Below are 22047 nucleotides of genomic sequence, written 5' to 3' on the forward strand. Positions count from 1 at the left end.
CTCCCATCTATCGCCCATCGGGATCCAGCTCTGACCTGGCAGCAACTGGCCTCCCATCAAGACTCGCGCCGCTCCGATCGGCTCAGCCCGGCCAGCACGCTGCGCAGGCGGGCTAGGCCGATGGGCTTGAACAGGCACTCATCCATGCCGGCGGCGAGGCAGAGCTCCCGTTCCCTGGGCAGGGCGTGGGCGGTGAAGCCCCAGATGGGCAGCTCATGGCCACGCGCACGCAGGCGGCGGGTCAACTCGAAGCCATCCATTGTCGGCATCTGGCAGTCGGTGATGACGAGATCGAAGTGGTGGCTGCCGACGGCACGCAGCGCCTCCAGCCCGTTGCTGCGCACACTCACCTCGTGCCCCAGGTACTTGAGCTGCTGGCGCAGCAGCGTCTGGTTGGCATGGTTGTCATCCACCACCAGGATCCGCAGTGGCGTCTGTTCGGCCTCCTCCTGCCTGATCAGGCTCTCTGGCGACGGCAGGGCCGAGACCACCGGCGTCAGCGGCAGGCTGACATCGAGTCGGGTACCCACGCCGATCTGGCTGCTGACCCCGATATCGCCCCCCATCATCTGGCACAGGATCCTGGCGATGTTGAGGCCAAGGCCGGTGCCCGCGTATTGATAGGGAGAGTGGGCGCGGTAGAAGGGGGTGAACAGCAGTGGCAGCTTGTCGGCCGGGATGCCGACCCCGCTGTCGCTGATGCGCAGTCGCAGCACTGGGGCCTGCTCGTGCTCCCCCTCCAGGGTGGCCCGGATACTGACCTCGCCGCGCTCGGTGAACTTGATGGCGTTGCTCAGCAGGTTGAAGACTACCTGGCGCAGCCGCAAGGGGTCGACCAGCACCAATGGCAACGACTGGGTCGCGAGCTCGATGCGATAGTTCAACCCCTTCTGCTCGGCCATGCCGGCGAACACCTGGGCGACCGACTGCAGCAGCGGCGTGAGCGCACACGGCTGCGGGGCCAGCGTCATCTGACCCGCCTCTATGCTGGAGATATCCAGCACATCCCCGACCAGATCCAGCAGGCCGTTGGCCGATTCCGAGGCGATGCGCAACTGCTCGCCGGTATGGGGCGAGAGCGCCGGATCCTGGATGGCGAGCTCCAGCATGCCGAGGATGGCGTTCATGGGGGTGCGGATCTCGTGGCTCATGGTGGCGAGGAAGTCGCTCTTGGCCCGACTGGCGCTGTCGGCCTGCTCCTTGGCCAGACGCAGCGCGCTCTCCATCGCCTTGCGCTCCGTGATGTCGATCCAGCCGTTGATCACCCCGCTGATGACCCCCTGGCTGTCACAGTAGGGCACCATCCAGTGATAGATGCACTTGCTGTGATCCCCCTTGTTGAAGACGCGATCGGCGAAGATGGGCTCACCATCCCGCAGTACTTTGGCGAAGTCCCGCTCCAGCCCGGCGAGGGCATCGGCATCGACCCGGCCACGGAGGCCCTCGATGAGGGGCTTGCCCAGCACGGCGCCTGGCTGGGCATTGAGCAGCGCCAGGTACTTGCTGTTGCACAGCAGCACCTTGCCGCTCCTGTCCCGCACCACTATGGGGTGGGGCAGGCTCTCCCCCAGCGCCTCGATGAAGCGGACATGGGCCTCCAGCTGCTGGCGGGACGCCTGCTCCGAGCGGGCCAGCCGGTTGAGCATGCGATTGCGGTACAGCAGCAGCAGGGCCAGGCCAAACAGGACCGCAAACAGCAGGTAAAAGTAGTCGGCGTGGCGCTCCATGAAGGTGGGGGCCGGCAGCTTACGGTTGCGCCACTCGTAGCTCATCATTGCCAGCTCATTGGGGGAGATGGAGAGGATGGTCTTGTCGAGGATGCTCATCAGCATGTCGTTGTCCGCCAGGCTGGCGAAGCCCATGCGGATCGGCTCGTCGTCGGCGGGGCCCGCGATGCGCAGCCGGGTCAGGCGGTGGCCGTCCACCGCATGCTGGGCGAAGTAGAGCGGCACTATGGCGGCGTCGAGGCTGCCCCGGTTGAGCGCCTGCATCGCCTCCTCGGCGCTCTCCATGAAACTCACTTCGCTGCTGCCGAGGCGTGCGGCGAGGGGATGGTAGTGGGCCATGCCGACGCGCTTGCCGGCCAGATCCTGCAGGCTGGAGGTGGTCCGATCCGCTTGCTGGGCGAGGATCACATAGATGTCGTCGCTGGCATAGGGCAGGGAAGGGCGCAGCCCATAGCTCTCGGCCACGGGTTGGGAGATGGCGCCGATGAGATCGAGCCGGCCATCCCGCATTGCGTTGTTGCGCTGGCGATCCGAACCGAAGGAGGCGAACTCGAAGCGCAGGCCGGTGCGCTTGCTCACCTTGGCCAGCATGTCGACTGTCATGCCGGTGAGCTGATCATCATAATCCTTGACCCCATAAGGGTAGAGATCGTCCATCAGCCAGACCTTGATGGGGGGGGCCTTGCGCAACCAGGCCAGCTCGGCGGCGTCATAGAGATCGGCCGGGTTGTCGATCATGTCGCGGATGGGCCCGTTCCACTGGCTGAAGATGAGGTTGCGGGTGATGTCGTCGACATCGCGCAGGGTGCGGTTGATGAGGCTCAGCAGCTGCGGCGCCCGAGCGGAGACCGCGAAGCGAAAGCCGTCGGAAACCAGGCTCGGCGGCGCCGCGCCGCGCCGCCTGAGTTTGTCGAAGCGCTCGCTGTTGAGGTAATACATGGAGTGGATGTCGCTGAGCAGCGCATCCTGCCGGCCGAAGAAGACGGCGTCGAAGGCCGCCACGTTGGAGGGGTAGGTCACCAGGCTGAGCAGGGGGTAGTCGCGTTTGAACGCCTGCTCATCGATAAAGCCCCGCACGGTGGCGACGCTCTGCCCGGGGGTCAGCAGGGGATCCTGGCGCTGCTTTGGCGCCGAGAAGACGGGGGTGTTGCTGAAGTAGCGCCGGCTGAGGCGGATCCCGCTCCGATCCCCGTCGGCCAGGGTCAGGTTGCCGAGATTGACGATGTCGACATCACCCTGGCGCAGGGCGGCGAGGGCGCTCTCCTTGTCCTCGAAGCGGCGCAGCACCAACGGTTTCTGCAGGGCCTTGGCCAGGATGTTGAGATAGTCGGCGGAGATCCCCTCGAAGCGGCTGTCCGAGGCTGTCATGCTGAACGGGCGATAGTCGTGGTGCAGGATGCCGACGCGCAGCTGCGCGGTCTGCTGCAGCCAGCGCTGCTCGGCCGGGAGCCGGGGGGAGTCGGTGTGCTGTATGTAGTGGCGGCTGTGCAGCGTGAGCGCCAGCGCGGGCTGGGCGAACAGCAGGCACAGCAGGGTCAGCGATCGAAGCAGGTTCATCATGTCACCCGGGTTGCGACAGTCATCCTTGTCGGTCAAATGCACCAGAAAGCGGTCATTCTACCGGAATTATCGCAAAACCAGTCCCTTTCTTCGGCATTTCCCCGCGGGAACGACAGGAAAAAATGGCGGGACAGGCCCGCCATCGATGCGCCTTGTCAGCCGCCGCTCATCCCCGTCGCCCTAGCCGAACCGGTAGGAACCCATATAGAGGCTGCCGTAGTCCCAGCTGTCGTGTAGCTTGTGGGGCTTGTCCTGGCCGGCCGCGCCCAGCGCCACGAACAGCGGGCGCAGGTGATCGTCGTGGGGATGGGATTCCACCGCGCCCGGGGCCCGGGCCCGATAATCCTCCAGCGCCGTGCGATCGCCGTCGCTCATGGCCTGCTCCAGCCAGCGGACGAAGGCGCTTGCCCAGTCGGGCACCGGGCTGTCATCCGGCCCGAGCGCGCGCAGGTTGTGGGTGATGGCGCCGGAGGCGAGGATGCCGATCCCTTGCTCGCGCAGGGCCTGCAGGGCCTCCCCCAGCTGCCACAGTTGGGCCGGGGTGAAGCTGGCCGGGATGGAGAGCTGCACCAGCGGGGTGGCGCTCTGGGGATCCATCAGGGAGAGCGGCGACCAGACGCCGTGATCCAGCTCGCGCCGCACCGGGCTGGCCGGCAGGCCGGCCAGCAGCAGCTGATCGCTCACCGCCTCCTGCAGCCAGGCCGGGCTCTTGGCGGGCCAGCGGATCTGGTAGAGGGGCGCGGGGAAGCCGTAGAAGTCATACATCAGCGCCGGGCTGGGCTCGACGTTGAGCTGCGGCTCGCCGCGGCTGAACCAGTGGGCCGAGATCACCACCAGCCCCTTGATGTCGCCGAGGCGCAATTTCGTTAGAAATTGCGTAGCCGGCTGGTCACGCAGAACCAGATCCGGGGCGCCGTGGGAGATAAACCAGACGGGGGCGATAGCCATGATGAGACTCCTTGTTGGCGGCTTCGGCAGGGTCGGCCGGCACCGCGGGAAACGGGATCAGGGCGGGGGCCACTGAGGATGAGGTCATTATCTGCCCGGGAATAATGGTTAACAATCTACTGCCATGTATAAGCACTGTTCACCATGGGTTGATAGTCTGGTCGGCTCGAGGCGCTGGCGGGTGGACGCGAGCCTGCCAGGGTGGCTCGGCCAGAGAGCGCGGTGAAATGGGGGATGGGCAGAAACGACAAGGCCAGCGTGTGAGCGCTGGCCTTGGTTTTTGATGGCGGTTGAGCCTTGGGGCTTACTGGATGCCCAGCAGCTCCACATCGAAGATCAGTACAGATCCAGGCGGGATCTTGCCAGCGGCTCTATCGCCATACGCCAGGTTGGCGGGGATGTAGAAGCGGGTCTTCTCCCCTTCCACCATCAGCTGCACCCCTTCGGTCCAGCCCTTGATCACCTGATTGAGGCCAAACTCGATGGGCTCGCCGCGGGCGACCGAGCTGTCAAACACTGTGCCGTCCAAGAGCTTGCCCTCGTAGTGCACCTTCACCTTGCTGGTGGCGGTGGGGTGAACTGTGCCGCTGCCCGGGGTCAGTACCTCATATTGCAGGCCGGAGGCCGTGGTGGTCACCAGTGGCTTCTCCTTGTTGCCGGCGAGGAACTCGGCGCCCTGGCGCACGTTCTCTTCCGCCAGTTTCTTGTTGTTGGCGCTGGAGTAGAAGTAGTAGGCCACCCCGGCAACCAGCAGCGCGATCAGAATGAACTTCATTGGTTTTCCTTATTCCCTGAAATGCAAAGAGTGCAATGAGAGTCGCATCTTATCCCAGCCAGGGGCGCAGGGCGAGCCGCGCCGCCGGCGGATGTGAGCGGGCTGACAAAGGAGGAGGGAGCGATTGTTGCCCCTCTTCTTCTGTCGTCTGGATTGGCTGGATGGCGCTCCCAGGCGAGACAAATGACCAGGGGGTGAAGGTGACCCTCCCCTGGTGCCATCAGACGTTATTACTTGGCCGCCACCATCATCAGCGCCGGCAGGGCGAAGAAGAGCCCGGCCACGTAGCCAAGGGCCAGCAGCTTGTTCTCGCTGCCCACTCGGGCCAGCCCTTCGGCGGCCTTGATGGGCAGCTCGCGCAGGAAGGGCACGCCATAGATGAGCGCCACGGAGAACAGGTTGAACAGCACATGGACCAGGGCGATGGTCAGTGCCAGCTGGGCACCGGTACCGCTGATGGCGGTGGCCGCCAGCAGCGCCGTGATGGTGGTGCCTATGTTGGCGCCCAGGGTGAAGGGGTAGAGCTGACGGGTGCTGAACACGCCGCCGCCGGCCAGCGGGATCATCAGGCTGGTGGTGGTGGAGGAGGACTGCACCATGACGGTGACCAGGGTACCGGAGGCGATGCCAGTCAGCGGGCCACGGCCCAGCGCCTTGTGCAGCAGCTCCTTGGCACGGCCCACCATGACCTGTTGCAGTACCTTGCCCAGGCTGGTGACACAGGCGAGGATCAGCAGGATACCGATGCAGATGGTGGCGATGGCGGGGCCCTTGCCCGGCAGGATGGCGACGGCCTGATCGATGAGATCCAGTGCCGGCGAGATGAGGGGCTTCATGAAGTCCATCCCCTTCATCGACATGTCGGCGGAGCCCATCAGCAGGCTGGCGATCCACTCGGCGCTCCGTTGCAGCAGGCCGAACATCAGCTCCAGCGGCAGGAAGATGAAGACCGCCAGCAGGTTGAAGAAGTCGTGTACCGTGGCGGCGGCGAAGGCGCGGCGAAACTCGGCGCGATCCCGGATGTGGCCGAGGGAGACGATGGTATTGGTGATGGTGGTGCCGAGGTTGGCGCCCATCACCATGGGGATGGCCATCTCCATGGGCAGGCCGCCCGCCACCAGGCCGACGATCACCGAGGTGACCGTGCTGGACGATTGCACCAGGGCGGTGGCCAGGATGCCGAGCAGCAGGGCGACGAAGGGGTTGTTGGCGAAGGCGAAGATCTGGGCCGCGCCCTCGGCGCCGCCGGAGAAGCCCTTGAAGCCGTGGGAGACGGCGCCGACGGCGACCAGGATGAGGTAGATCAGGGTGATCACAGCCAGCCAGTTGAACAGTGGGCCGGTACGACGGGTCTGCTGTTGTGCGGAAGATGGGGTGCTGTGCATGGTGCCTCTGGGCAGTCTGTGAAGAGTGGACGGGCGCATTACAGCAAGGCTCCATGACAGAAATATGACAAAGTGACACTTTTATGATGATTTGGTGACAGGGCGGCGCGGCTCGTCGCAGACAAAAAGTGTCGGAGTAAAAGCGGATATGGCGCCATCCGGCCCACAACCGGCCCTCAGCCTTGCACTGAGATCTCAGGGTTATATGCTGCCGGACTCTCCTGTCTCCAAGCTGAGGAAGTTGTTATGCGTGCATGGGTATTGTGTCTGTCTCTGGGGTTGCTGTCTGCCGGTGCGCAGGCCAGCGTGTTCAAGTCCGAGTGCAACCTCGACAAGGCGGCCAGAAACGAGGCGATGAATGCGACCCTGGGGGTCAAGGGCAACTGCGACGCCGACAAGCTGATGCGTCAGCAGAAAGACAAGGCCAAGGCCGAGGTGAAGAAGAGCAGCACCGATGTGCTGGATAAGAAGACGGCGGGCCTGAAAGAGGCGAAGCAGCACACCAATGCCGCGCTGAACAAGCAGAGCGCCGGCCTGAAGGAGGCGCAGGGCAAGGTCAATCAGACCGGGCAGCAGCTCAAGCAGGCTCAGCGGGATGCGAAGGCGGTGGCCAAGGATCCGGTCAAGGCGGCCGCCACCGCGGTGCTCAATCAGGGTTGATGATCCGCCCGCGCGGATGTCTGAATGCAAGAAGGGGAGCCGCGGCTCCCCTTCTGTTTATCCACGATCCTTACTGACCGTCGACCGCTTCCTCGTACTGACGGAAAGGGATGCGGAACACCGCCAGTCGCAGGAACAGGTAGGTCACCCCCAGCCCGGCCCAGATCAGGCCAAGCTCCAGCGAGCTCTGCTCCAGGTTGATCCAGAGCGCCCCTATGGTGGCGGCGCCGAGCAGCGGCAGCAGCAGGTAGAGCAGGTGATCCTTGAGGCACTTGTTGCGCTTCTCCCGCACCCAGAACTGACCGATCACCGACAGGTTGACGAAGGTGAAGGCCACCAGGGCACCGAAATTCACCAGCGCCAGCGCGGTATCCAGATCGAAGGACACGGCGGAGAGGGCCAGACCGCCCACCATCAGCACGTTGATGGCCGGAGTCCGGTATTTCGGGTGGATGTAGCCGAACACCCGCTCCGGGATCATGCGATCGCGCCCCATCACGTAGAGGATGCGGGACACGCCGGCGTGGGCCGCCATGCCGGAGGCCAGCACCGCGACCGTGGTGCACACCAGCACCACGCTCTGGAAGAAGGTGCCGCCGACGTAGAGCGCGATCTCGGGCAGCACGGCGTCCGGCTCCTTGAAGCGGGCCAGATCCGGGAAGTAGAGCTGCAGGCAGTAGGAGACCACCACGAAGATGACGCCACCGATGAGGGCGGTCAGCACTATGGCGCGCGGGATCACCTTGCCGGCGTTCGGGGTCTCTTCACTGAGTGAGCTCAGACCGTCGAAGCCGAGGAAGGAGAAGCAGAGGATGGTGGCGCCGGTAAACAGCGGCAGCACGCTGGCGGATTCGAAGTGGAACGGCCGGCTGCTCATCAGGGTGGCCGCGCCCTCACCGTGGTAGATGCCCCAGCCCATCAGGCCGATGAAGAGGGTGATGATGGCGAGCTGGATCACCACTATGACGCCGTTGAAGTTGGCCACCAGGTTGATGCCGCGCAGGTTCAGGAAGGTCATCACAGTCACCAGACCGAAGATGAAGATCCAGGGATCGACCCCCGGGAACATGGCGGTCAGGTAGATCTTGGCCAGCAGTATGTTGATCATCGGCATGAACATGTAGTCGAGCAGGGAAGACCAGCCCACCATGAAACCGATGTAGGGGTTGAACACCTTCTGGGCATAGGTGTAGGCGGAGCCCGCGGAGGGGAACTTGCGCACCAGATGGCCGTAGCTGAACGCGGTCAGCAGGATGCCGCCGAGCGCCAGTAGATAGGCGGTGGCGACCCGGCCCTCGGTGATGTCACCGACGATGGCGAAGGTGTCGAACACGGCCATGGGGGTCAGATAGGCCAGGCCCATTACCACCACTTGCCACATGCTGAGGGTTTTTTTCAGACGAACGGGTTGCTGGCTCACTCAGGCTTCCTCCTTGCACGGCTGGCAGGAAGTTGAATGGCTTGAGGCCATGGGACTGGTTTCTCGCATATGCATCGCATTGCTATGCAAACCACAGACGTTGGTCGCGCGGCGACCAAAGCAGGTTCCGGTGACAACCGGAGACAAAGCCAATAAGAGCCCCATGTTTTTCCTCATTGCGGCATTAGGTCCATCTGAACCTAGATATCATTTCCGGAACGTTCCGGCCTCGAAGTAGACACTTGTTTTCAAAATGAAAAATAACCGATGTGAGGATCACATCGGTTATTCAAATCGGCGCGCATTTTGCCCCAGATGGGGGGGGATGACAAGCCAGGATCGGCATTCCCGACAAGAGAATGCGCAAGGACAGGGTTTACATCAATAAACCGCGCCTATTCTGGAGTCGACGGCAGGGGGGCCAGCCCGCTGCTGGCAAGGCTTCCCGCCGAGTGGCTCGGCAGCGAGACGCGCCAGACCGTGGTGCGCAAAAACAGGTAAATTCCGCCGATGGCGGCCCAGATCAGCCCCAGCATCAGGGAGGTCTGCTCCAGGTTGAGCCACAGGACAGCCACAGTCCCGGCCCCGAGCAGGGGCAGCACCAGGTATTGCAGGCGATCCTGCCAGGTCTTGTTGCGGCCCTGACGCACGTAGTAGCAGGAGATCACCGACAGATTGACCACGGTGAAGGCCACCAGGGCGCCGAAGTTGATCAGCGCCAGGGCGATCTCCAGATCGAAGCTGACGGCCGACAAGGCCAGCAGGCCCACCAGCAGGATGTTGAACACCGGGGTGCGCCACTTGGGATGGATGTAGCCGAAGGTGCGCTGGGGCAGCACCTTGTCCCGTCCCATCACGTAGAGGATGCGGGAGACCCCGGCGTGGGAGGAGAGCCCGGAGGCCAGCACCGCCACGCAGGCGCAGACCAGCACCACGCTCTGGAACAGCTTGCCGCCGACATAGAGGGCGATCTCCGGCAGCACGGCGTCCGGCGCCTTGAAGCGGGAGGCATCCGGGAAGTAGAGCTGCAGGGCATAGGCCACCACCACGAAGATGAGGCCGCCAAGCAGCGCGGTCAGGATGATGGCCCTGGGGATCACCTTGCCGGCCTCCGGCGTCTCCTCGGACAGCGCACTCAGGCTGTCGAAGCCGAGGAAGGAGAAGCAGAGGATGGTGGCGCCGGTCAGCAGCGGCAGTAGCTCGGTGCTGGTGCTGTAGACGGGCTGCAGGCTGAGGGTGCCGAGCCCTTCCCCCTGATAGATGCCATGGCCGAGCAGGCCGAGGAAGACCAGCATGATGGCCACCTGGATGAAGATGATGAGGCCGTTGAGGTTGGCCACCAGATCGATGCCGCGCAGGTTGATGGCGGTCATCAGCACCGTCATGCCGAGGATGAAGATCCAGGGCTCGACGCCGGGGAAGAGGGCGCTCAGATAGATCTTGGCCAGCAGCATGTTGATCATCGGCAGGAAGATGTAGTCGAGCAGGGAGGACCAGCCCACCATGAAGCCCACCACCGGGGAGAACTCCCGCTGGGCATAGGTGTAGGCCGAGCCGGCGATCGGGTAGTGGCGCACCATCTTGCTGTAGCTGGAGGCGGTGAACAGCACCCCCACCAGGGCCAGCAGGTAGGCGGTGGTGACATGACCCTGGGTGATGTCGGTGACGATGCCGAAGGTATCGAACACCACCATGGGGGTCATGTAGGCCAACCCCATCACGACCACTTGCCACAGGGTCAGGGTTTTCTTCAGTCGCGCGGGGCGTGGGGCCATGGGGCCTGTCTCCTAAGAATGCAGTGGTGAAGAGCCCGCCTGCCGAGCAGGGAGACGGGCTCCATGACGGCGTGATGCGTCACAGAGGGAGCCAACTGCTCCTGCCATCATTTTTTAGGGGCGCGATGATACCGTATATGGCGGCCGTCCGCGATGGACGGCCTGCAGTTATCTGACGATATCCTTCGTGCGGGTGGGCAGATCCGGGCGCTAGCCCTGACTGGCGGCGGCCAGCGCCTGCTCCAGCAGGTCCAGCCCCTCGTCGATCAGGGCCGGGGGGGCGGTGAGGGGGGCCAGGAAGCGGATGACGTTGGCGCGCACGCCGCAGGCCAGCAACACCAGCCCCTGTTTGCCCGCCTCGGCCACCAGCTGCTTGGTGAGATCCGGGTCAGGTTTAGTGGCATCCCGTCCCTTGACCAGTTCCATGGCCACCATGGCGCCGGGGCCGCGGATGTCGCCGATGCAGTCGAAGCGCTCCGCCAGGCGGTGCAGGCGGGCCTTGATCTGCTCGCCCTGGGTCTGGGCCTTCAGGTTGAGCTGCTCCTCCTCGATGACCTCCAGCACCGCCAGGGCGGCGGCGCAGGCGATGGGGGAGCCGGCATAGGTGCCGCCCAGACCACCGGGTTTGGCGGCGTTCATGATTTCGCTCTTGCCCACCACGGCCGAGAGCGGGAAGCCGCCTGCCAGGCTCTTGGCCAGCGTCATGATGTCCGGCTCTATGCCGCTGTATTCGGTGGCGAAGGTCTTGCCGGTGCGGCAGAAGCCGGTCTGGATCTCGTCACAGATGAGCACTATGCCGTGCTGATCGCAGATCTTGCGCAAGGCTTGCATGAAGCTCGGGGAGGCGACGTAGAAGCCTCCTTCCCCCTGCACTGGCTCCAGTATGATGGCGGCCACCCGGGCCGGCTCAATGTCCGAGCTGAAGCAGAGATCCAGCGCCGCCAGGGCCTCGGCCTCGCTCACCCCCAGATAATCGGCCGGGAAGGGCAGGTGATAGACCTCACCCGGGAAGGGGCCGAAGCCGGTCTTGTAGGGCACCACCTTGCCGGTGAGCGCCATCCCCATCATGGTGCGGCCGTGGAAGCCGCCCTTGAAGGCGATGGTGCCGCTGCGGCCGGTGTGGGCCCGGGCGATCTTGATGGCGTTCTCCACCGCCTCGGCGCCGGTGGAGAGGAACAGGGTGCGCTTGGGGGTGGGGCCGGGCACCAGGGCGTTCAGCTTCTCCGCCAGCTCGATGTAGCCGGCGTAGGGAGTGACCTGGAAGCAGGTGTGGCTGAACTTCTCGAGCTGCTCGCGCACGGCGGCGAGCACCTTGGGATGGTTGTGGCCGGTGTTGAGCACCGCGATGCCGGAGGCGAAGTCGATGTAGCGATTGCCCTCCACGTCCCACAGCTCGGCGTTCTGCGCCCGCTCGATAAAGACCGGCAGCAGGGTGCCGACTCCCTGTACCACGGCGGCTTCACGGCGGGCCTGCCAGGATTGGTTACTCATCTTTATTCTCCCTCTGGGGCTAGCCCCTCAATTCACTGTGATGGGCCGGCAGCCTGGCTGCTGACCCTCTCCTTGTGGTGATGTCATGGGGCGGACGACTCGAGACACCCCTGTCATTAAAGAATTAATAATTACAATAAATGTATTTTTATGCAATCGAGCCGAAGCAGAGATATTTGGTCTCGAGGTACTCTTCCAGGCCCTCGCTGGCCCCTTCGCGGCCAAGGCCCGACTCCTTGATGCCGCCAAAGGGCGCCAGCTCGGTGGAGATGATCCCCTCGTTGATGCCGACCATGCCGTATTCCAGCCGCTCGGCGACCCGCCACACCCGGGCAATGTCCCGGCCATAGAAGTAGGCGGCGAGTCCGTAGGGGGTGTCGTTGGCCATGGCGATGGCCTCGGCCTCGGTCTCGAAGCGCACCAGCGGGGCCACGGGGCCGAAGATCTCCTCCTGCAGTATGGGGTTGTCCTGCGCCACCTCGGTCAGGATGGTGGGGTGGTAGAACAGCGGGCCGGCGGGATGGGGCTCGCCCCCCACCAGCACACAAGCGCCGGCGGCCTCGGCCTGACGGACCAGGCTAGTCACTTTCGCCATGGCGGCCGGGTTGATGAGGGGGCCTATCTGGCTGCCCTCGCTCATGCCATCCCCGACCTTGAAGGCGCGCACGGCGGTGGCCAGCTTGTCGGCGAAGGCGTCGTAGACGCCGGCCTGCACCAGGATGCGGTTGGCGCAGACGCAGGTCTGGCCCGCGTTGCGGTACTTGGAGGCGAGCGCACCCGCGACGGCGGCGTCGAGATCCGCATCGTCAAACACGATGAAGGGAGCGTTGCCGCCGAGCTCCAGCGACAGCCGCTTCATGGTGTCGGCGCACTGGCGCATCAGCAGCTTGCCGATGCGGGTGGAGCCGGTGAAGGAGAGCTTGCGCACCTTGGGGTTGCGGCACAGCTCGTCACCCACGACCGAGGCCTGATGGGAGGTGATGATGTTGATGACCCCGGCCGGAATGCCCGCCTGCTCGGCCAGCACCGCCAGCGCCAGCGCACAGAGCGGGGTCTCGGCGGCGGGTTTGATGACGATGGTGCAGCCGGCCGCCAGGGCCGGGCCCGCCTTGCGGGTGATCATGGCGATGGGGAAGTTCCAGGGGGTGATGGCGGCCACCACGCCCACCGGCTGCTTGATGGTCGCGAGGCGCCTATCCCCCGAGAAGCCCGGGATGGTGCGGCCATAGGCGCGCTTGCCCTCTTCCGCGAACCACTGGATGAAGCTGGCGCCGTAGGCCACCTCGCCCTTGGCCTCGACGAGCGGCTTGCCCTGCTCGCGGGTCATGATGCGGGCGAGCTCGGTCTGGTTGGCCATGATGAGCTCGAACCAGGCATAGAGCCTGGTGCTGCGCTCCTTGGCGGTGAGGGCGGCCCAGGCGGGCTGGGCGCCGTGCGCTGCCTCGATGGCGCGGCGGGTGTCGGCCTCGCCCATGTCGGGCACCTGGGTGATGACCTCACCCGTGGCCGGGTTGAGCACCGCGAACTGGCGCCCGTCATGGGCCTCGCACCAGTGACCATCTATATAGGCAAGGGATTTGAGCAAGGCGTGAGCCTGAGCGGGTTGTGATGCTGACGATGCTGACATAGATAGGAAGCCTCGATTGTGGGTCCGGGTGGCCAACTCATCCGACGATGCCACCGTATAGAATAATAAGCACACAACGACCATAAATTGAGCCGAAATGTTTTTCAAGTGTTAAATATATTTGAGTAAAGCGGCCGTTGCATGCTAGAAATGGAGCTGTCAGGGCGATTCTATCGGATTTCATGGACTCAGGTGTGCAAAATAATGAACAGCCTGGTTGTGCAGGATAACGAACACGGCGGTGGAATTGGTCCGCTATTTTAACCAGATGGCTCACAGGACTTAGGCAGGTACACAGGGAGGTGGGCGATGCAGCAACCACAAGGAGAGGCCCAGTGGCAGGCCATGACGGATAACCCCTTGACGGGCAAAGGGATGGATAAAAGCATGGGGGAGCGGCTCGCCGCCACCCGCCGCCGCCTCGGGCTCTCCCAGCGTCGGGTCGCCGAGCTGAGCGGGCTGACCCACGGCGCCATCTGCATGATAGAGCAGAACAAGGTGAGCCCGTCGGTGGCCTCGCTGCAGAAGTTGCTCAGCGTCTACGAGCTGCCGCTGTCGCGCTTCTTCGCCGAGGAGGAGAGGACGCCGAGCGTGGTGATCAAGGCCGAGCAGCTGATCGAGCTGGGTAGCCAGGGGGTCTCAATGAAGCTGGTGCACAACGGCAACAACCGCCGCCAGCTCGGCTTCATGCTGGAGACCTACGCCCCCGGCACGGACACCGGGGGCCAGGTCAAGCACCTGGGGGAGGAGGTCGGCACCGTACTGGAGGGATCCGTGCTGCTGACCCTGGCCGGGCAGACCTATCGGCTCAATGCCGGGGACAGCTATGTGATCGACACCGGCGAGCCCCACAGTTTCAGCAACCCGTCGGGGCAGAGCTGCCGCATCGTCAGCGCCCATACCCCGGCCAACTTCTAGTTTTGGAAAAGAACCGGTAAGGAAACAAGGATCATGACCGAACATGTAAACAGTTACTACGCAGCCAGCGCCAATAAACACGCACCCTATCCGACCCTGACCGAGCAGCTGGAGTGCGATGTCTGCATCATAGGGGCGGGTTACACCGGCCTCTCCAGCGCGCTGCATCTGGTGGAGAAGGGCTACTCCGTGGTGGTGCTGGAGGCGGCCAGGGTGGGCTTCGGCGCCAGCGGTCGCAACGGCGGCCAGATCGTCAACTCCTACAGCCGTGACATCGACACCATAGAAGCGAATTGCCCGCCGGATCAGGCCAGGCTGCTCGGCTCCATGTTGTTTGAGGGGGGCGACATCATCCGCGAGCGCATCAAGCGCTACAACATCCAGTGCGATCTGCAGCAGGGCGGGGTCTTTGCCGCCGAGACCGAGCGTCAACTGCACGAGCTCAAGGCCCAGCAGGCCCGCTGGCAGCAGTGGGGCAACGACGAGCTGGAGCTGCTCGATGAGGACGGGATCCGCGAGGTGGTGGCGAGCGATCGCTACGTCGGCGGCCTGCTCGACAAGCGTGGTGGTCATATCCACCCCCTCAACCTGGCGCTGGGGGAGGCGGAGGCCATCCGCATGCAGGGGGGCAGGATCTTCGAACAATCCGCCGTCACCGCCATCACCCCGGGCCAGCCCGCGCTGGTGAAGACCGCCAAGGGGGCGGTGAAGGCGCGTTTCGTGGTGGTGGCTGGCAACGCCTATCTCGGCAACCTGGTGCCCGAGCTCGCGTCCAAGAGCATGCCGTGCGGCACCCAGGTGATCGCCACCGAGGTGCTGGGGGAGGAGCGGGCCCGCGCCCTCCTGCCGCAGAACTACTGCCTGGAAGATAGCAACTACCTGCTCGACTACTACCGCACCACCGGCGATCACCGCCTGCTCTACGGCGGCGGCGTGGTCTATGGGGCGCGGGATCCGGCGGACATAGAGCGGCTGATCATCCCCAAGATGCTGCAGACCTTCCCCCAGCTCAAAGACGTCAAGGTGGAGTACACCTGGACCGGCAACTTCCTGCTGACCCTGTCCCGTCTGCCGCAGTTTGGCCGCATCGGCCACAACATCTACTACATGCAGGGCTACAGTGGCCACGGCGTGACCTGTACCCATCTGGCGGGCAAGCTGCTGGCGGAGGTGCTGAGTGGCCAGGCCGAGCGGTTCGATGCCTTCGCCAAACTGCCTCACTACCCCTTCCCGGGTGGCCGGCTGTTCCGCATCCCCTTCACCATGGCGGGTGCCACCTGGTACAGCCTGCGGGATCGACTGGGGGTGTAGGCGCGGACTTCTATCAGGCGTTGAACATAACGAGGCCACCCCAGGGTGGCCTCGATTTTTTCATCTTGTGACGGGAGGGGGCTGGGGCCAGGGGCATATTCCAGGCGCTTGCCGTGCTGCGCCCTGCGATCCAGGGGTCAGGCCGGATCCGGTTCGGCGGGGAGGGAGTGGATCACCAGCTGGCACAATCGCCGCGCCGCCTCCTCTTGGCTCTGGACTACGTGCTGAGCGCCGCGTCCGCGCAGGTGATGCACCTCCTCGGGCGCTTGGCCGCAGGCCGCCACTTGCAGCAAGGCTCCCCGTTCACGGGCCATGGCCGCGACCTCGCCGGCCAGCAGGCTGTCATCCAGGGTGATCAGCAGCCAGCTGGCATCGGGCAGCGCCGCATCGAGCAGATCCCCCTGAGTCGGTTGACCCGCCAGGCAGCTGATCCCCAGGGCGCGCCAGGGGGCGAGCAGGCTCTCGTCACTGTCTATGACCACCATCGTCTGCCCCTGCTCGTGCAGGCGCCGGATCAGATGGTTGCCGATGGCGCCGGCCCCGACCACCACGACATGGCCCCGCAGGGGGCACTGGATGGGGGCCTCTTCCGCCGCCGGCTCAGGGTGGCGCCGCAACCAGCGCTCGGCCTGATTGAACACCAGCGGGTTGAGCATGATGGAGAAACAGGCCCCGATCAGTACCAGGTCGCGCGCCACATCCGGCACCAGCCCCAGCAGGCTGCCCAGCCCCATCAGGATGAAGGAGAACTCCCCCACCTGCGCCAGACTGGCCGAGATGGTGAGGGCGGTGCGTCGGCTGTGGCCAAACAGCCGCACTATGATGAAGGCCGCCACCGACTTGCCGATGATGATGACGAAGATGGTCGCCAGCACCGCCAGCGGCTCGCGCAGCAGGACGGCGGGATCAAACAGCATGCCCACCGACACGAAGAAGAGCACGGCGAAGGCATCCTGCAATGGCAGGGTGTCGTTGGCCGCCTTGTGGCTCAGGTGCGAGCCGTTCATCACGACGCCGGCGAAGAAGGCGCCGAGGGCGAAGGAGACCCCGAACAGCTTGACGGCGCCAAAGGCGATGCCGAGTGAGCAGGAGAGCACCCCCAGGGTGAACAGCTCGCGGGAGCCGGTCGCGGCGGTGCGGGCCAGCAACCAGGGAATGAGGCGGCGTCCGCCTATGACCATCAGGGCGATGAAGGCCGCGACCTTGGCCAGGGTGAAACCGAGATCCCACAGGATATGCGTGAGGGTCAGGGCCTCGTCGCCCTGTTGCAGCTTGGCCAGGATGGGGAGCAGGACCAGCGCCAGCACCATCACCAGATCCTCGACGATCAGCCAGCCAATGGCGATGCGCCCCTCCCTGGTATCGAGTTGGCCCCGGCTCTCCAGCGCCCGCAGCAGCACCACAGTGCTGGCCGTTGAGAGCGCCAGGCCAAAGACCAGCCCGGCGGTGATGCTCCAGCCGAGCAGCTGGGAGAGGCCGAGCCCGAGCAGGGTCGCCAGGGTGATCTGCACTATGGCACCGGGGATGGCGATCTGTTTGACGGACAGCAGATCCTTCAGGGAGAAGTGCAGGCCGACGCCAAACATCAGCAGGATGACGCCGATCTCCGCCAGCTCGGGGGCGAGCCTCAGATCGGCCACATAGCCGGGGGTGAAGGGGCCGCAGACGACGCCTGCCGCCAGGTAGCCCACCATGGGGGAGATGCGCAGGCGCTGGGCCAGCATGCCAAACAGATAGGCGAGCACCAGGCCGCCTACCAGAGTCGTGATCAGGGGGAGTGAATGGTCCATATCGTCACCTCGCTAATGGCAGTCAGTGGGCTACCAGATCACCGCGGGGGCGAAGAGGGCAGCTGTCAATGAGCAGGGGGCGAAAGAGACAGTGTCGGCCGCAGCAAGCACAGAGTGTTGAAGACAACGCTGCCGTTTCTGTTGAAAAATAATACATTTATGCAGAATTGGCAATCTTTATCCACATTTATGCCCATATCTGCGATTAAATGTGAATAAGTAATGAAACTGAGGGGAGAAGGCGGGATGTTTGCCCTTTTCTTGGCAGGAGTAATTCATCTGTGATTGGTTGTTCGGGCCGCCACGCGAGGCAAACGGACAAGGTGCGGAGGCGGCACCCTGGCCGCCTCCGCTGTGATGAGCTTGCGGCGATCACTCGCCCCGGGCCACCCCCTCCCGTCTGGGATCGGCGGCGCCAAACCAGCCGGTGGCGTTGCGCTCCACCCCCTGCAGGCCTGAGGTCTGCTCGTTCAGCAGCACCTCATGCCCCCTGGCCTTGAGACCCTCGATCACAACCTGGGGCGTGCGCCCCTGCTCCAGCTCGGTGGGGCCGTTGCGGCTGCCGAAGTTGGGCAGGTTGATGGCCTGCTGCAGGTTCAGCCCCCAATCCTGGGTGCCGAGCAGCGTCTTGCCCACGTAGTTGATGATGGCCGAGCCACCGGGGGAGCCGAGGCTCATCTCCAGCTCGCCGGTCTGCTTGTCAAACACCAGCAGGGGCGACATGGAGGAGCGCGGGCGCTTGCCAGGCTCGACCCGGTTGGCGACCGGCAGACCGGCGGCATCCACCGAGGTGAAGGAGAAGTCGGTGAGCTGGTTGTTGAGCAGGTAGCCGTTGACCATCAGCCGCGAGCCGAAGCCATCCTCGATGGAGCTGGTCATGGAGACCGCCATCCCCGCCTTGTCGACGATGGAGACGTGGCTGGTGGAGGGCAGCTCAGGGGTGGCGTCCTTGCCGCGGGTCAGCGCCAGTGGCGGCGTGCCGGGCTGGGCGATCCCCATGGAGCGGGTGCCGATCAGCTTGCCGCGCTCGGCGAGGTAGCCTTTGTCGAGCAGCCCCTGCACCGGCACGCCGACGAAGTCGCCGTCTGCCACATACTGGTTGCGGTCGGCGAAGGCGAGCCGCGCCGCCTCGCTGTAGAGGTGGATGGCCTCGCTTGATGCTGCCAGCCGGCCGTCGGCCGTGGGCACCGGCTTGAGGGCCGCCATGTCGCGGCTCTCCAGCATGCCGAAGATCTGGCCCAGGGCGATGGTGCCGGAGGAGGGGGTCGGGAAGCCGCACACCTCGCTCTGGCGATAGTCGAAGCAGAGGCCGTCCCGCAGCTTGGCGCTGTAGCTGGCCAGATCCGCGGCCGCCAGCACGCCGGGGTTGGTGGGGTGCTGGTGCACCTTGGCCACCATGGCCTCGGCGAGCGGCCCCCGATAGAAGGCGTCGGCCCCCTCCCGGGCCAGGGTCTGCAGCACCCCGGCCAGCGCCGGGTTGCTGAGCCTGCTGCCGGCGGCCCGCGGGGTGCCATCCGGCAGATAGAAGTAGGCGCGAGCGTCGGGATCCTTGGCCAGATAGGGATCCTTTTGCAGCAAGCTGGCCAGCCGTGGGCTGATGATGAAGCCCTGCTCGGCGAGCGTGATGGCCGGCTCGAACAGCTGGGCCCAGGGCAGCTTGCCATAGCGCTGATGGGCCAGCGCCAGCGCGCGCACCGTGCCGGGGACACCGACCGAGCGACCGCCCACCACGCCGTCGTAGAACGCCATCGGCTTGCCGTCTCGCATGAACAGCTGATCCGTCGCCGCGGCGGGGGCGGTCTCCCGGCCATCCACCGCGCTCACCCGCTTGCCATCCCACACCAGCAGCAGGGAGCCACCGCCGATGCCGGAGGATTGGGGCTCCACCAGGGTCAGCACCAGCTGGACGGCGATGGCGGCATCCACCGCGCTGCCGCCGGCCTTGATGATCTGATAGCCGGCATCCACCGCCAGCGGATTGGCGGCGGCCACCATGAAGTCACGGCCCTGCCAGCCCTGCTTGTCGGTCCAGCTGCTGGCCGCCTCGGGGGCGAGCAGGGTCTGGGGCGGGGGCACATAATGGAAGCCATTCTGGGGGGCGCAACCGGCGAGCAGGCCGAAGGCCACCAGCAGGCCGAGGGGCTTGAGGGACATGACACTCTCCTTGTCTGTTTTTTCAACACCAGGCTGGAATGTGGCACAATCGAGGCTTCATTGAAAGATTGTCTTGCTACTCATATGGTTACAGACATATCCACGGAGGAGCCCGGCGGGCTTGGGGGAGAGGGATGAGAAGATGCGTGATGGGGCTGCTCTGCCTGCTGCTGACGGCCTGCGGCGAGCCGGGCTTCAGGCCCCTGGGGGCGGGGGAGACCATACTGGCGTTCGGCGACAGCCTGACCGAGGGGCGCGGCGCCAGCCCGACTCAGAGCTACCCCAGTGTGCTGGCCGCTCTGAGCGGTCACCCCGTCATCAACGCCGGGGTCTCGGGCGAGCTGAGTCAGGCGGGCAGGGCCCGCTTGCCGGCGCTGCTGGCCGAGCACAGGCCCGCGCTGGTGATCTTGCTGGAGGGGGGCAATGACATACTGCGCGGCAGCGGGGAGGCGGCGCTCAAGGCCAACCTGGCCGCCATGATAGAGGCGGTGCAGGGCAGCGGTGCCCAGCTGTTGCTGGTGGCCGTGCCCCGCAGGTCCCTGTTCGCCACGGGGGCGCCGCTCTACGCCGAGCTCGCGGAGCAATACCAGCTGGTGCTGGACGAGGAGAGCATCGGCGAGCTGCTGCGCAGCCCCGAGTTCAAGTCCGATGCGGTGCATCTCAATGGGGCGGGTTATCGCACCCTGGCCGAGCGGCTGCACCGCACGCTCCTGGATCGCGGCGCGCTCTGAGGCGGGGACTGCCTCCGGCACCCTGGCTCGACACATAAAAAAACCGCCCTTTTTGTTAAGTGAAGGGCGGTTGCTTGCGATGACTCCTGTCGCCAGGGGACTATCCTATCTGGTCGGCTCGGCTAGATGGACTGCTCTTCGCCACCCAGGACGGCAAACAGCGCCGGGATGAACTGGGCCAGCTCGGCGGTCACCAGGGCGAAGTCCGCATCCAGCCGGGCGGCGGGATCTTCGCTGGTCACATCGTCGTTCTGCTCGCGCAGCTCTTCGCTGAACTTGAGACGCTTGATGGAGAGATCGTCCCCCAGCACGAAACTCAGGGTCTCGCCCCAGTTCAGGGCCAGCTTGGTCACCAGCTTGTCGTTGGCCAGGTGATTCTTGATCTCCTCGCTCATCAGATCCTGCTGCTTGCAGCGGATGATGCCACCGTGCTCCATGGCGCTGCGCAGCTCGGCCTCGTCTTCCAGGGTGAAGCTGGCGGGCAGGTTACCCTCGTTCAGCCACTCGGTCATGGTGATCTCGGGTGGGTTCTTGAGGGCCACCGGGACCACCGGCAGGGTGCCGATGCTCTTGCGCAGCAGGGCCAGCAGATCGTCCGCCTTCTTGGCGGAGCCTGCGTCCACCACCATCAGGTTGTCGGCCGGATTGATCCAGGCGAAGGTCTGACTGGTGCGGCTGAAGGCACGGGGCAGCAGGGTGTGGAGGATCTCCTCCTTCAGCGCTTCCTTCTCCTTCTTCTTGAGGGCGCGGCCCTGCTCGAATTCGATCGCTTCGACCTTCTCCGCCAGCATCTCCTTGATCACCGTGCCCGGCAGCATCTTCTCTTCCTTGCGGGCGCAGAGCAGGATGTGGCCAGAGGCGCTGTGGGTCAGGGTTGAGCCGAATTTGCCGAGGGGCTTGACCCAACCGAACCGGGAGATGTCCTGACTGCCACAGGGAGTGAAGGCACAGGCCTCGAGCTGGGTTTCCAGCTGATCCACGGTCAGGTCAAAGGGGCGGGTAAAGCGATAAATCTGCAGGTTTTTAAACCACATGGCGTCCTCGGTCTCATAGATTGTCCGGCGGGCATTGTACTAGAGAGGCGCTTTGTGATCAGCCAATCATTCTCGCTAAATAAAGGGAGATCGAGTTCACAGGGAGTCCTGTTTCACCCCCATCGTGTCATCAAACTCCCCTAGACTGCCTGTGTCGAGTTTGTTAACAAGGATGCGGAAATGTTGAGAGCGAGCAGGCCGGAAGACATGGAAGAGATAGTCGAGATCTGGCTGCTGGCATCCTTGCAGGCTCATGATTTTGTTGACGCTTCCTGCTGGTGGCAGGCCCAGGAGGAGCTGCGCACCCGCTACCTCGATCATGCCCGCATCTGGGTATACGAGGAGCGCGGTGAGCTGCTCGGCTTCATGGCGCTGGTGGAGGATTTCCTGGCGGCGCTGTTCGTGCGCCCCGACCGGCAGGGACGCGGGGTCGGCCATGCCCTGCTGCAGGAGGCCAAGCTGCAGGAGGGCAAGCTGCATACCCGGGTGTTCGTGGAGAACGAGCCGGCAGTGCGCTTCTACCGGCGTCACGGCTTCGTGATCGCGGGGGAGCAGTCCGATCCGCTGACCGGTCACCCCCAATACCGGATGTGCTTCCCGACCGCCTGAATCTGACGCCGGCGGCCTGTTTTGCTTGAAAAAGTGATGGCAGATCCGCATCTTGTCTGCATCGGGTGCCGCCGGCACCGCTCCCCTATTGATTCTACAGATTGATTCGACAGATCGATTCGACAATCCGAG

Annotated in this window: 16 protein-coding genes; 5 read left to right on the forward strand and 11 right to left on the reverse strand. The window is 64.6% G+C overall.

The window, feature by feature from the left end; all coding sequences use genetic code 11:
• Positions 1-56: 56 nt before the first annotated feature.
• The 4 genes from KW821_RS00970 to KW821_RS00985 form a co-directional block, all read right to left on the reverse strand.
• Entirely contained in the window at positions 57-3284 is a 3228-nt protein-coding gene (locus KW821_RS00970) for a response regulator (RefSeq protein WP_218289946.1), read from the reverse strand.
• A 183-nt stretch (positions 3285-3467) separates the two neighbouring features.
• A complete protein-coding gene (locus KW821_RS00975; RefSeq protein WP_218289947.1) occupies positions 3468-4235 on the reverse strand; it encodes a class III extradiol ring-cleavage dioxygenase in 768 nt (255 codons plus the stop codon).
• A 304-nt stretch (positions 4236-4539) separates the two neighbouring features.
• Positions 4540-5010 (reverse strand): FKBP-type peptidyl-prolyl cis-trans isomerase, encoded by a 471-nt coding sequence (locus KW821_RS00980; protein WP_218289948.1) that lies wholly within the window; start codon positions 5008-5010, stop codon positions 4540-4542.
• A gap of 230 nt (positions 5011-5240) precedes the next feature.
• A complete protein-coding gene (locus tag KW821_RS00985) occupies positions 5241-6395 on the reverse strand; it encodes a sodium:phosphate symporter (RefSeq protein ID WP_042653939.1) in 1155 nt (384 codons plus the stop codon).
• Positions 6396-6641: 246 nt separating this feature from the next.
• On the opposite strand from KW821_RS00985, the gene KW821_RS00990 reads away from it, so the two are divergent.
• A complete protein-coding gene (locus KW821_RS00990; protein ID WP_042653938.1) occupies positions 6642-7055 on the forward strand; it encodes a hypothetical protein in 414 nt (137 codons plus the stop codon).
• Between the two features lie 70 nt (positions 7056-7125).
• On the opposite strand, the gene KW821_RS00995 is transcribed toward KW821_RS00990, so the two are convergent.
• The 4 genes from KW821_RS00995 to KW821_RS01010 all read right to left on the reverse strand — a co-directional run bounded on the left by KW821_RS00995 (position 7126) and on the right by KW821_RS01010 (position 13368).
• Positions 7126-8436: an APC family permease gene (locus tag KW821_RS00995; RefSeq protein WP_252996431.1), complete on the reverse strand. Its 1311-nt coding sequence runs from the start codon at positions 8434-8436 to the stop codon at positions 7126-7128.
• Positions 8437-8870: 434 nt separating this feature from the next.
• Positions 8871-10250, reverse strand: coding sequence for an APC family permease (locus tag KW821_RS01000; RefSeq protein WP_218289950.1), 1380 nt, complete (start codon positions 10248-10250; stop codon positions 8871-8873).
• Between the two features lie 210 nt (positions 10251-10460).
• Positions 10461-11741, reverse strand: a complete 1281-nt coding sequence (gabT, locus tag KW821_RS01005; protein ID WP_218289951.1) for a 4-aminobutyrate--2-oxoglutarate transaminase — start codon at positions 11739-11741, stop codon at positions 10461-10463.
• A 148-nt stretch (positions 11742-11889) separates the two neighbouring features.
• Positions 11890-13368 (reverse strand): NAD-dependent succinate-semialdehyde dehydrogenase, encoded by a 1479-nt coding sequence (locus KW821_RS01010; protein ID WP_218289952.1) that lies wholly within the window; start codon positions 13366-13368, stop codon positions 11890-11892.
• Between the two features lie 309 nt (positions 13369-13677).
• Between KW821_RS01010 and puuR the strand changes: the two genes are divergently transcribed.
• Positions 13678-14286, forward strand: coding sequence for an HTH-type transcriptional regulator PuuR (gene puuR / locus KW821_RS01015; RefSeq protein WP_218289954.1), 609 nt, complete (start codon positions 13678-13680; stop codon positions 14284-14286).
• A 33-nt stretch (positions 14287-14319) separates the two neighbouring features.
• The gene (locus KW821_RS01020; RefSeq protein WP_042653932.1) at positions 14320-15597 is read left to right on the forward strand and encodes an FAD-binding oxidoreductase; all 1278 of its coding nucleotides are present in this window, start codon (positions 14320-14322) and stop codon (positions 15595-15597) included.
• A 137-nt stretch (positions 15598-15734) separates the two neighbouring features.
• Here the strand turns inward: KW821_RS01020 and ybaL are convergent, their stop codons facing one another.
• Together ybaL and ggt are read right to left on the reverse strand one after the other, a co-directional pair.
• Positions 15735-17387 (reverse strand): YbaL family putative K(+) efflux transporter, encoded by a 1653-nt coding sequence (ybaL, locus tag KW821_RS01025; protein ID WP_218289955.1) that lies wholly within the window; start codon positions 17385-17387, stop codon positions 15735-15737.
• Between the two features lie 372 nt (positions 17388-17759).
• On the reverse strand, positions 17760-19541 hold the full coding sequence (ggt, locus tag KW821_RS01030) for a gamma-glutamyltransferase (protein ID WP_218289957.1): 1782 nt from the start codon (positions 19539-19541) through the stop codon (positions 17760-17762).
• Between the two features lie 134 nt (positions 19542-19675).
• On the opposite strand from ggt, the gene KW821_RS01035 reads away from it, so the two are divergent.
• Positions 19676-20272, forward strand: coding sequence for a GDSL-type esterase/lipase family protein (locus KW821_RS01035; RefSeq protein ID WP_218289958.1), 597 nt, complete (start codon positions 19676-19678; stop codon positions 20270-20272).
• A gap of 122 nt (positions 20273-20394) precedes the next feature.
• Here the strand turns inward: KW821_RS01035 and rdgC are convergent, their stop codons facing one another.
• On the reverse strand, positions 20395-21306 hold the full coding sequence (gene rdgC, locus KW821_RS01040) for a recombination-associated protein RdgC (protein WP_042653928.1): 912 nt from the start codon (positions 21304-21306) through the stop codon (positions 20395-20397).
• 180 nt (positions 21307-21486) lie between these two features.
• Here rdgC and KW821_RS01045 point away from each other — a divergent pair, with 180 nt between their 5' ends.
• Positions 21487-21915: a GNAT family N-acetyltransferase gene (locus KW821_RS01045; protein WP_042653927.1), complete on the forward strand. Its 429-nt coding sequence runs from the start codon at positions 21487-21489 to the stop codon at positions 21913-21915.
• Positions 21916-22047 lie beyond the last annotated feature (132 nt).

This window comes from Aeromonas sp. sif2416 (genome assembly GCF_019218665.1).
Taxonomy (GTDB): Bacteria; Pseudomonadota; Gammaproteobacteria; order Enterobacterales; family Aeromonadaceae; genus Aeromonas; species Aeromonas encheleia.

Bases quoted from the DNA above. Each gene is read 5' to 3' on its own strand.
- KW821_RS01020 (WP_042653932.1), top strand. From the start codon at position 14,320: ATGACCGAACATGTAAACAGTTACTACGCAGCCAGCGCCAATAAACAC.
- KW821_RS00985 (WP_042653939.1), bottom strand. From the start codon at position 6,395: ATGCACAGCACCCCATCTTCCGCACAACAGCAGACCCGTCGTACCGGC.
- gabT (WP_218289951.1), bottom strand. From the start codon at position 11,741: ATGAGTAACCAATCCTGGCAGGCCCGCCGTGAAGCCGCCGTGGTACAG.
- rdgC (WP_042653928.1), bottom strand. From the start codon at position 21,306: ATGTGGTTTAAAAACCTGCAGATTTATCGCTTTACCCGCCCCTTTGAC.
- KW821_RS01000 (WP_218289950.1), bottom strand. From the start codon at position 10,250: ATGGCCCCACGCCCCGCGCGACTGAAGAAAACCCTGACCCTGTGGCAA.
- KW821_RS00975 (WP_218289947.1), bottom strand. From the start codon at position 4,235: ATGGCTATCGCCCCCGTCTGGTTTATCTCCCACGGCGCCCCGGATCTG.
- KW821_RS01035 (WP_218289958.1), top strand. From the start codon at position 19,676: ATGAGAAGATGCGTGATGGGGCTGCTCTGCCTGCTGCTGACGGCCTGC.
- KW821_RS00970 (WP_218289946.1), bottom strand. From the start codon at position 3,284: ATGAACCTGCTTCGATCGCTGACCCTGCTGTGCCTGCTGTTCGCCCAG.
- KW821_RS00990 (WP_042653938.1), top strand. From the start codon at position 6,642: ATGCGTGCATGGGTATTGTGTCTGTCTCTGGGGTTGCTGTCTGCCGGT.
- KW821_RS00995 (WP_252996431.1), bottom strand. From the start codon at position 8,436: ATGTGGCAAGTGGTGGTAATGGGCCTGGCCTATCTGACCCCCATGGCC.
- ybaL (WP_218289955.1), bottom strand. From the start codon at position 17,387: ATGGACCATTCACTCCCCCTGATCACGACTCTGGTAGGCGGCCTGGTG.
- KW821_RS00980 (WP_218289948.1), bottom strand. From the start codon at position 5,010: ATGAAGTTCATTCTGATCGCGCTGCTGGTTGCCGGGGTGGCCTACTAC.
- puuR (WP_218289954.1), top strand. From the start codon at position 13,678: ATGCAGCAACCACAAGGAGAGGCCCAGTGGCAGGCCATGACGGATAAC.
- KW821_RS01010 (WP_218289952.1), bottom strand. From the start codon at position 13,368: ATGTCAGCATCGTCAGCATCACAACCCGCTCAGGCTCACGCCTTGCTC.
- ggt (WP_218289957.1), bottom strand. From the start codon at position 19,541: ATGTCCCTCAAGCCCCTCGGCCTGCTGGTGGCCTTCGGCCTGCTCGCC.
- KW821_RS01045 (WP_042653927.1), top strand. From the start codon at position 21,487: ATGTTGAGAGCGAGCAGGCCGGAAGACATGGAAGAGATAGTCGAGATC.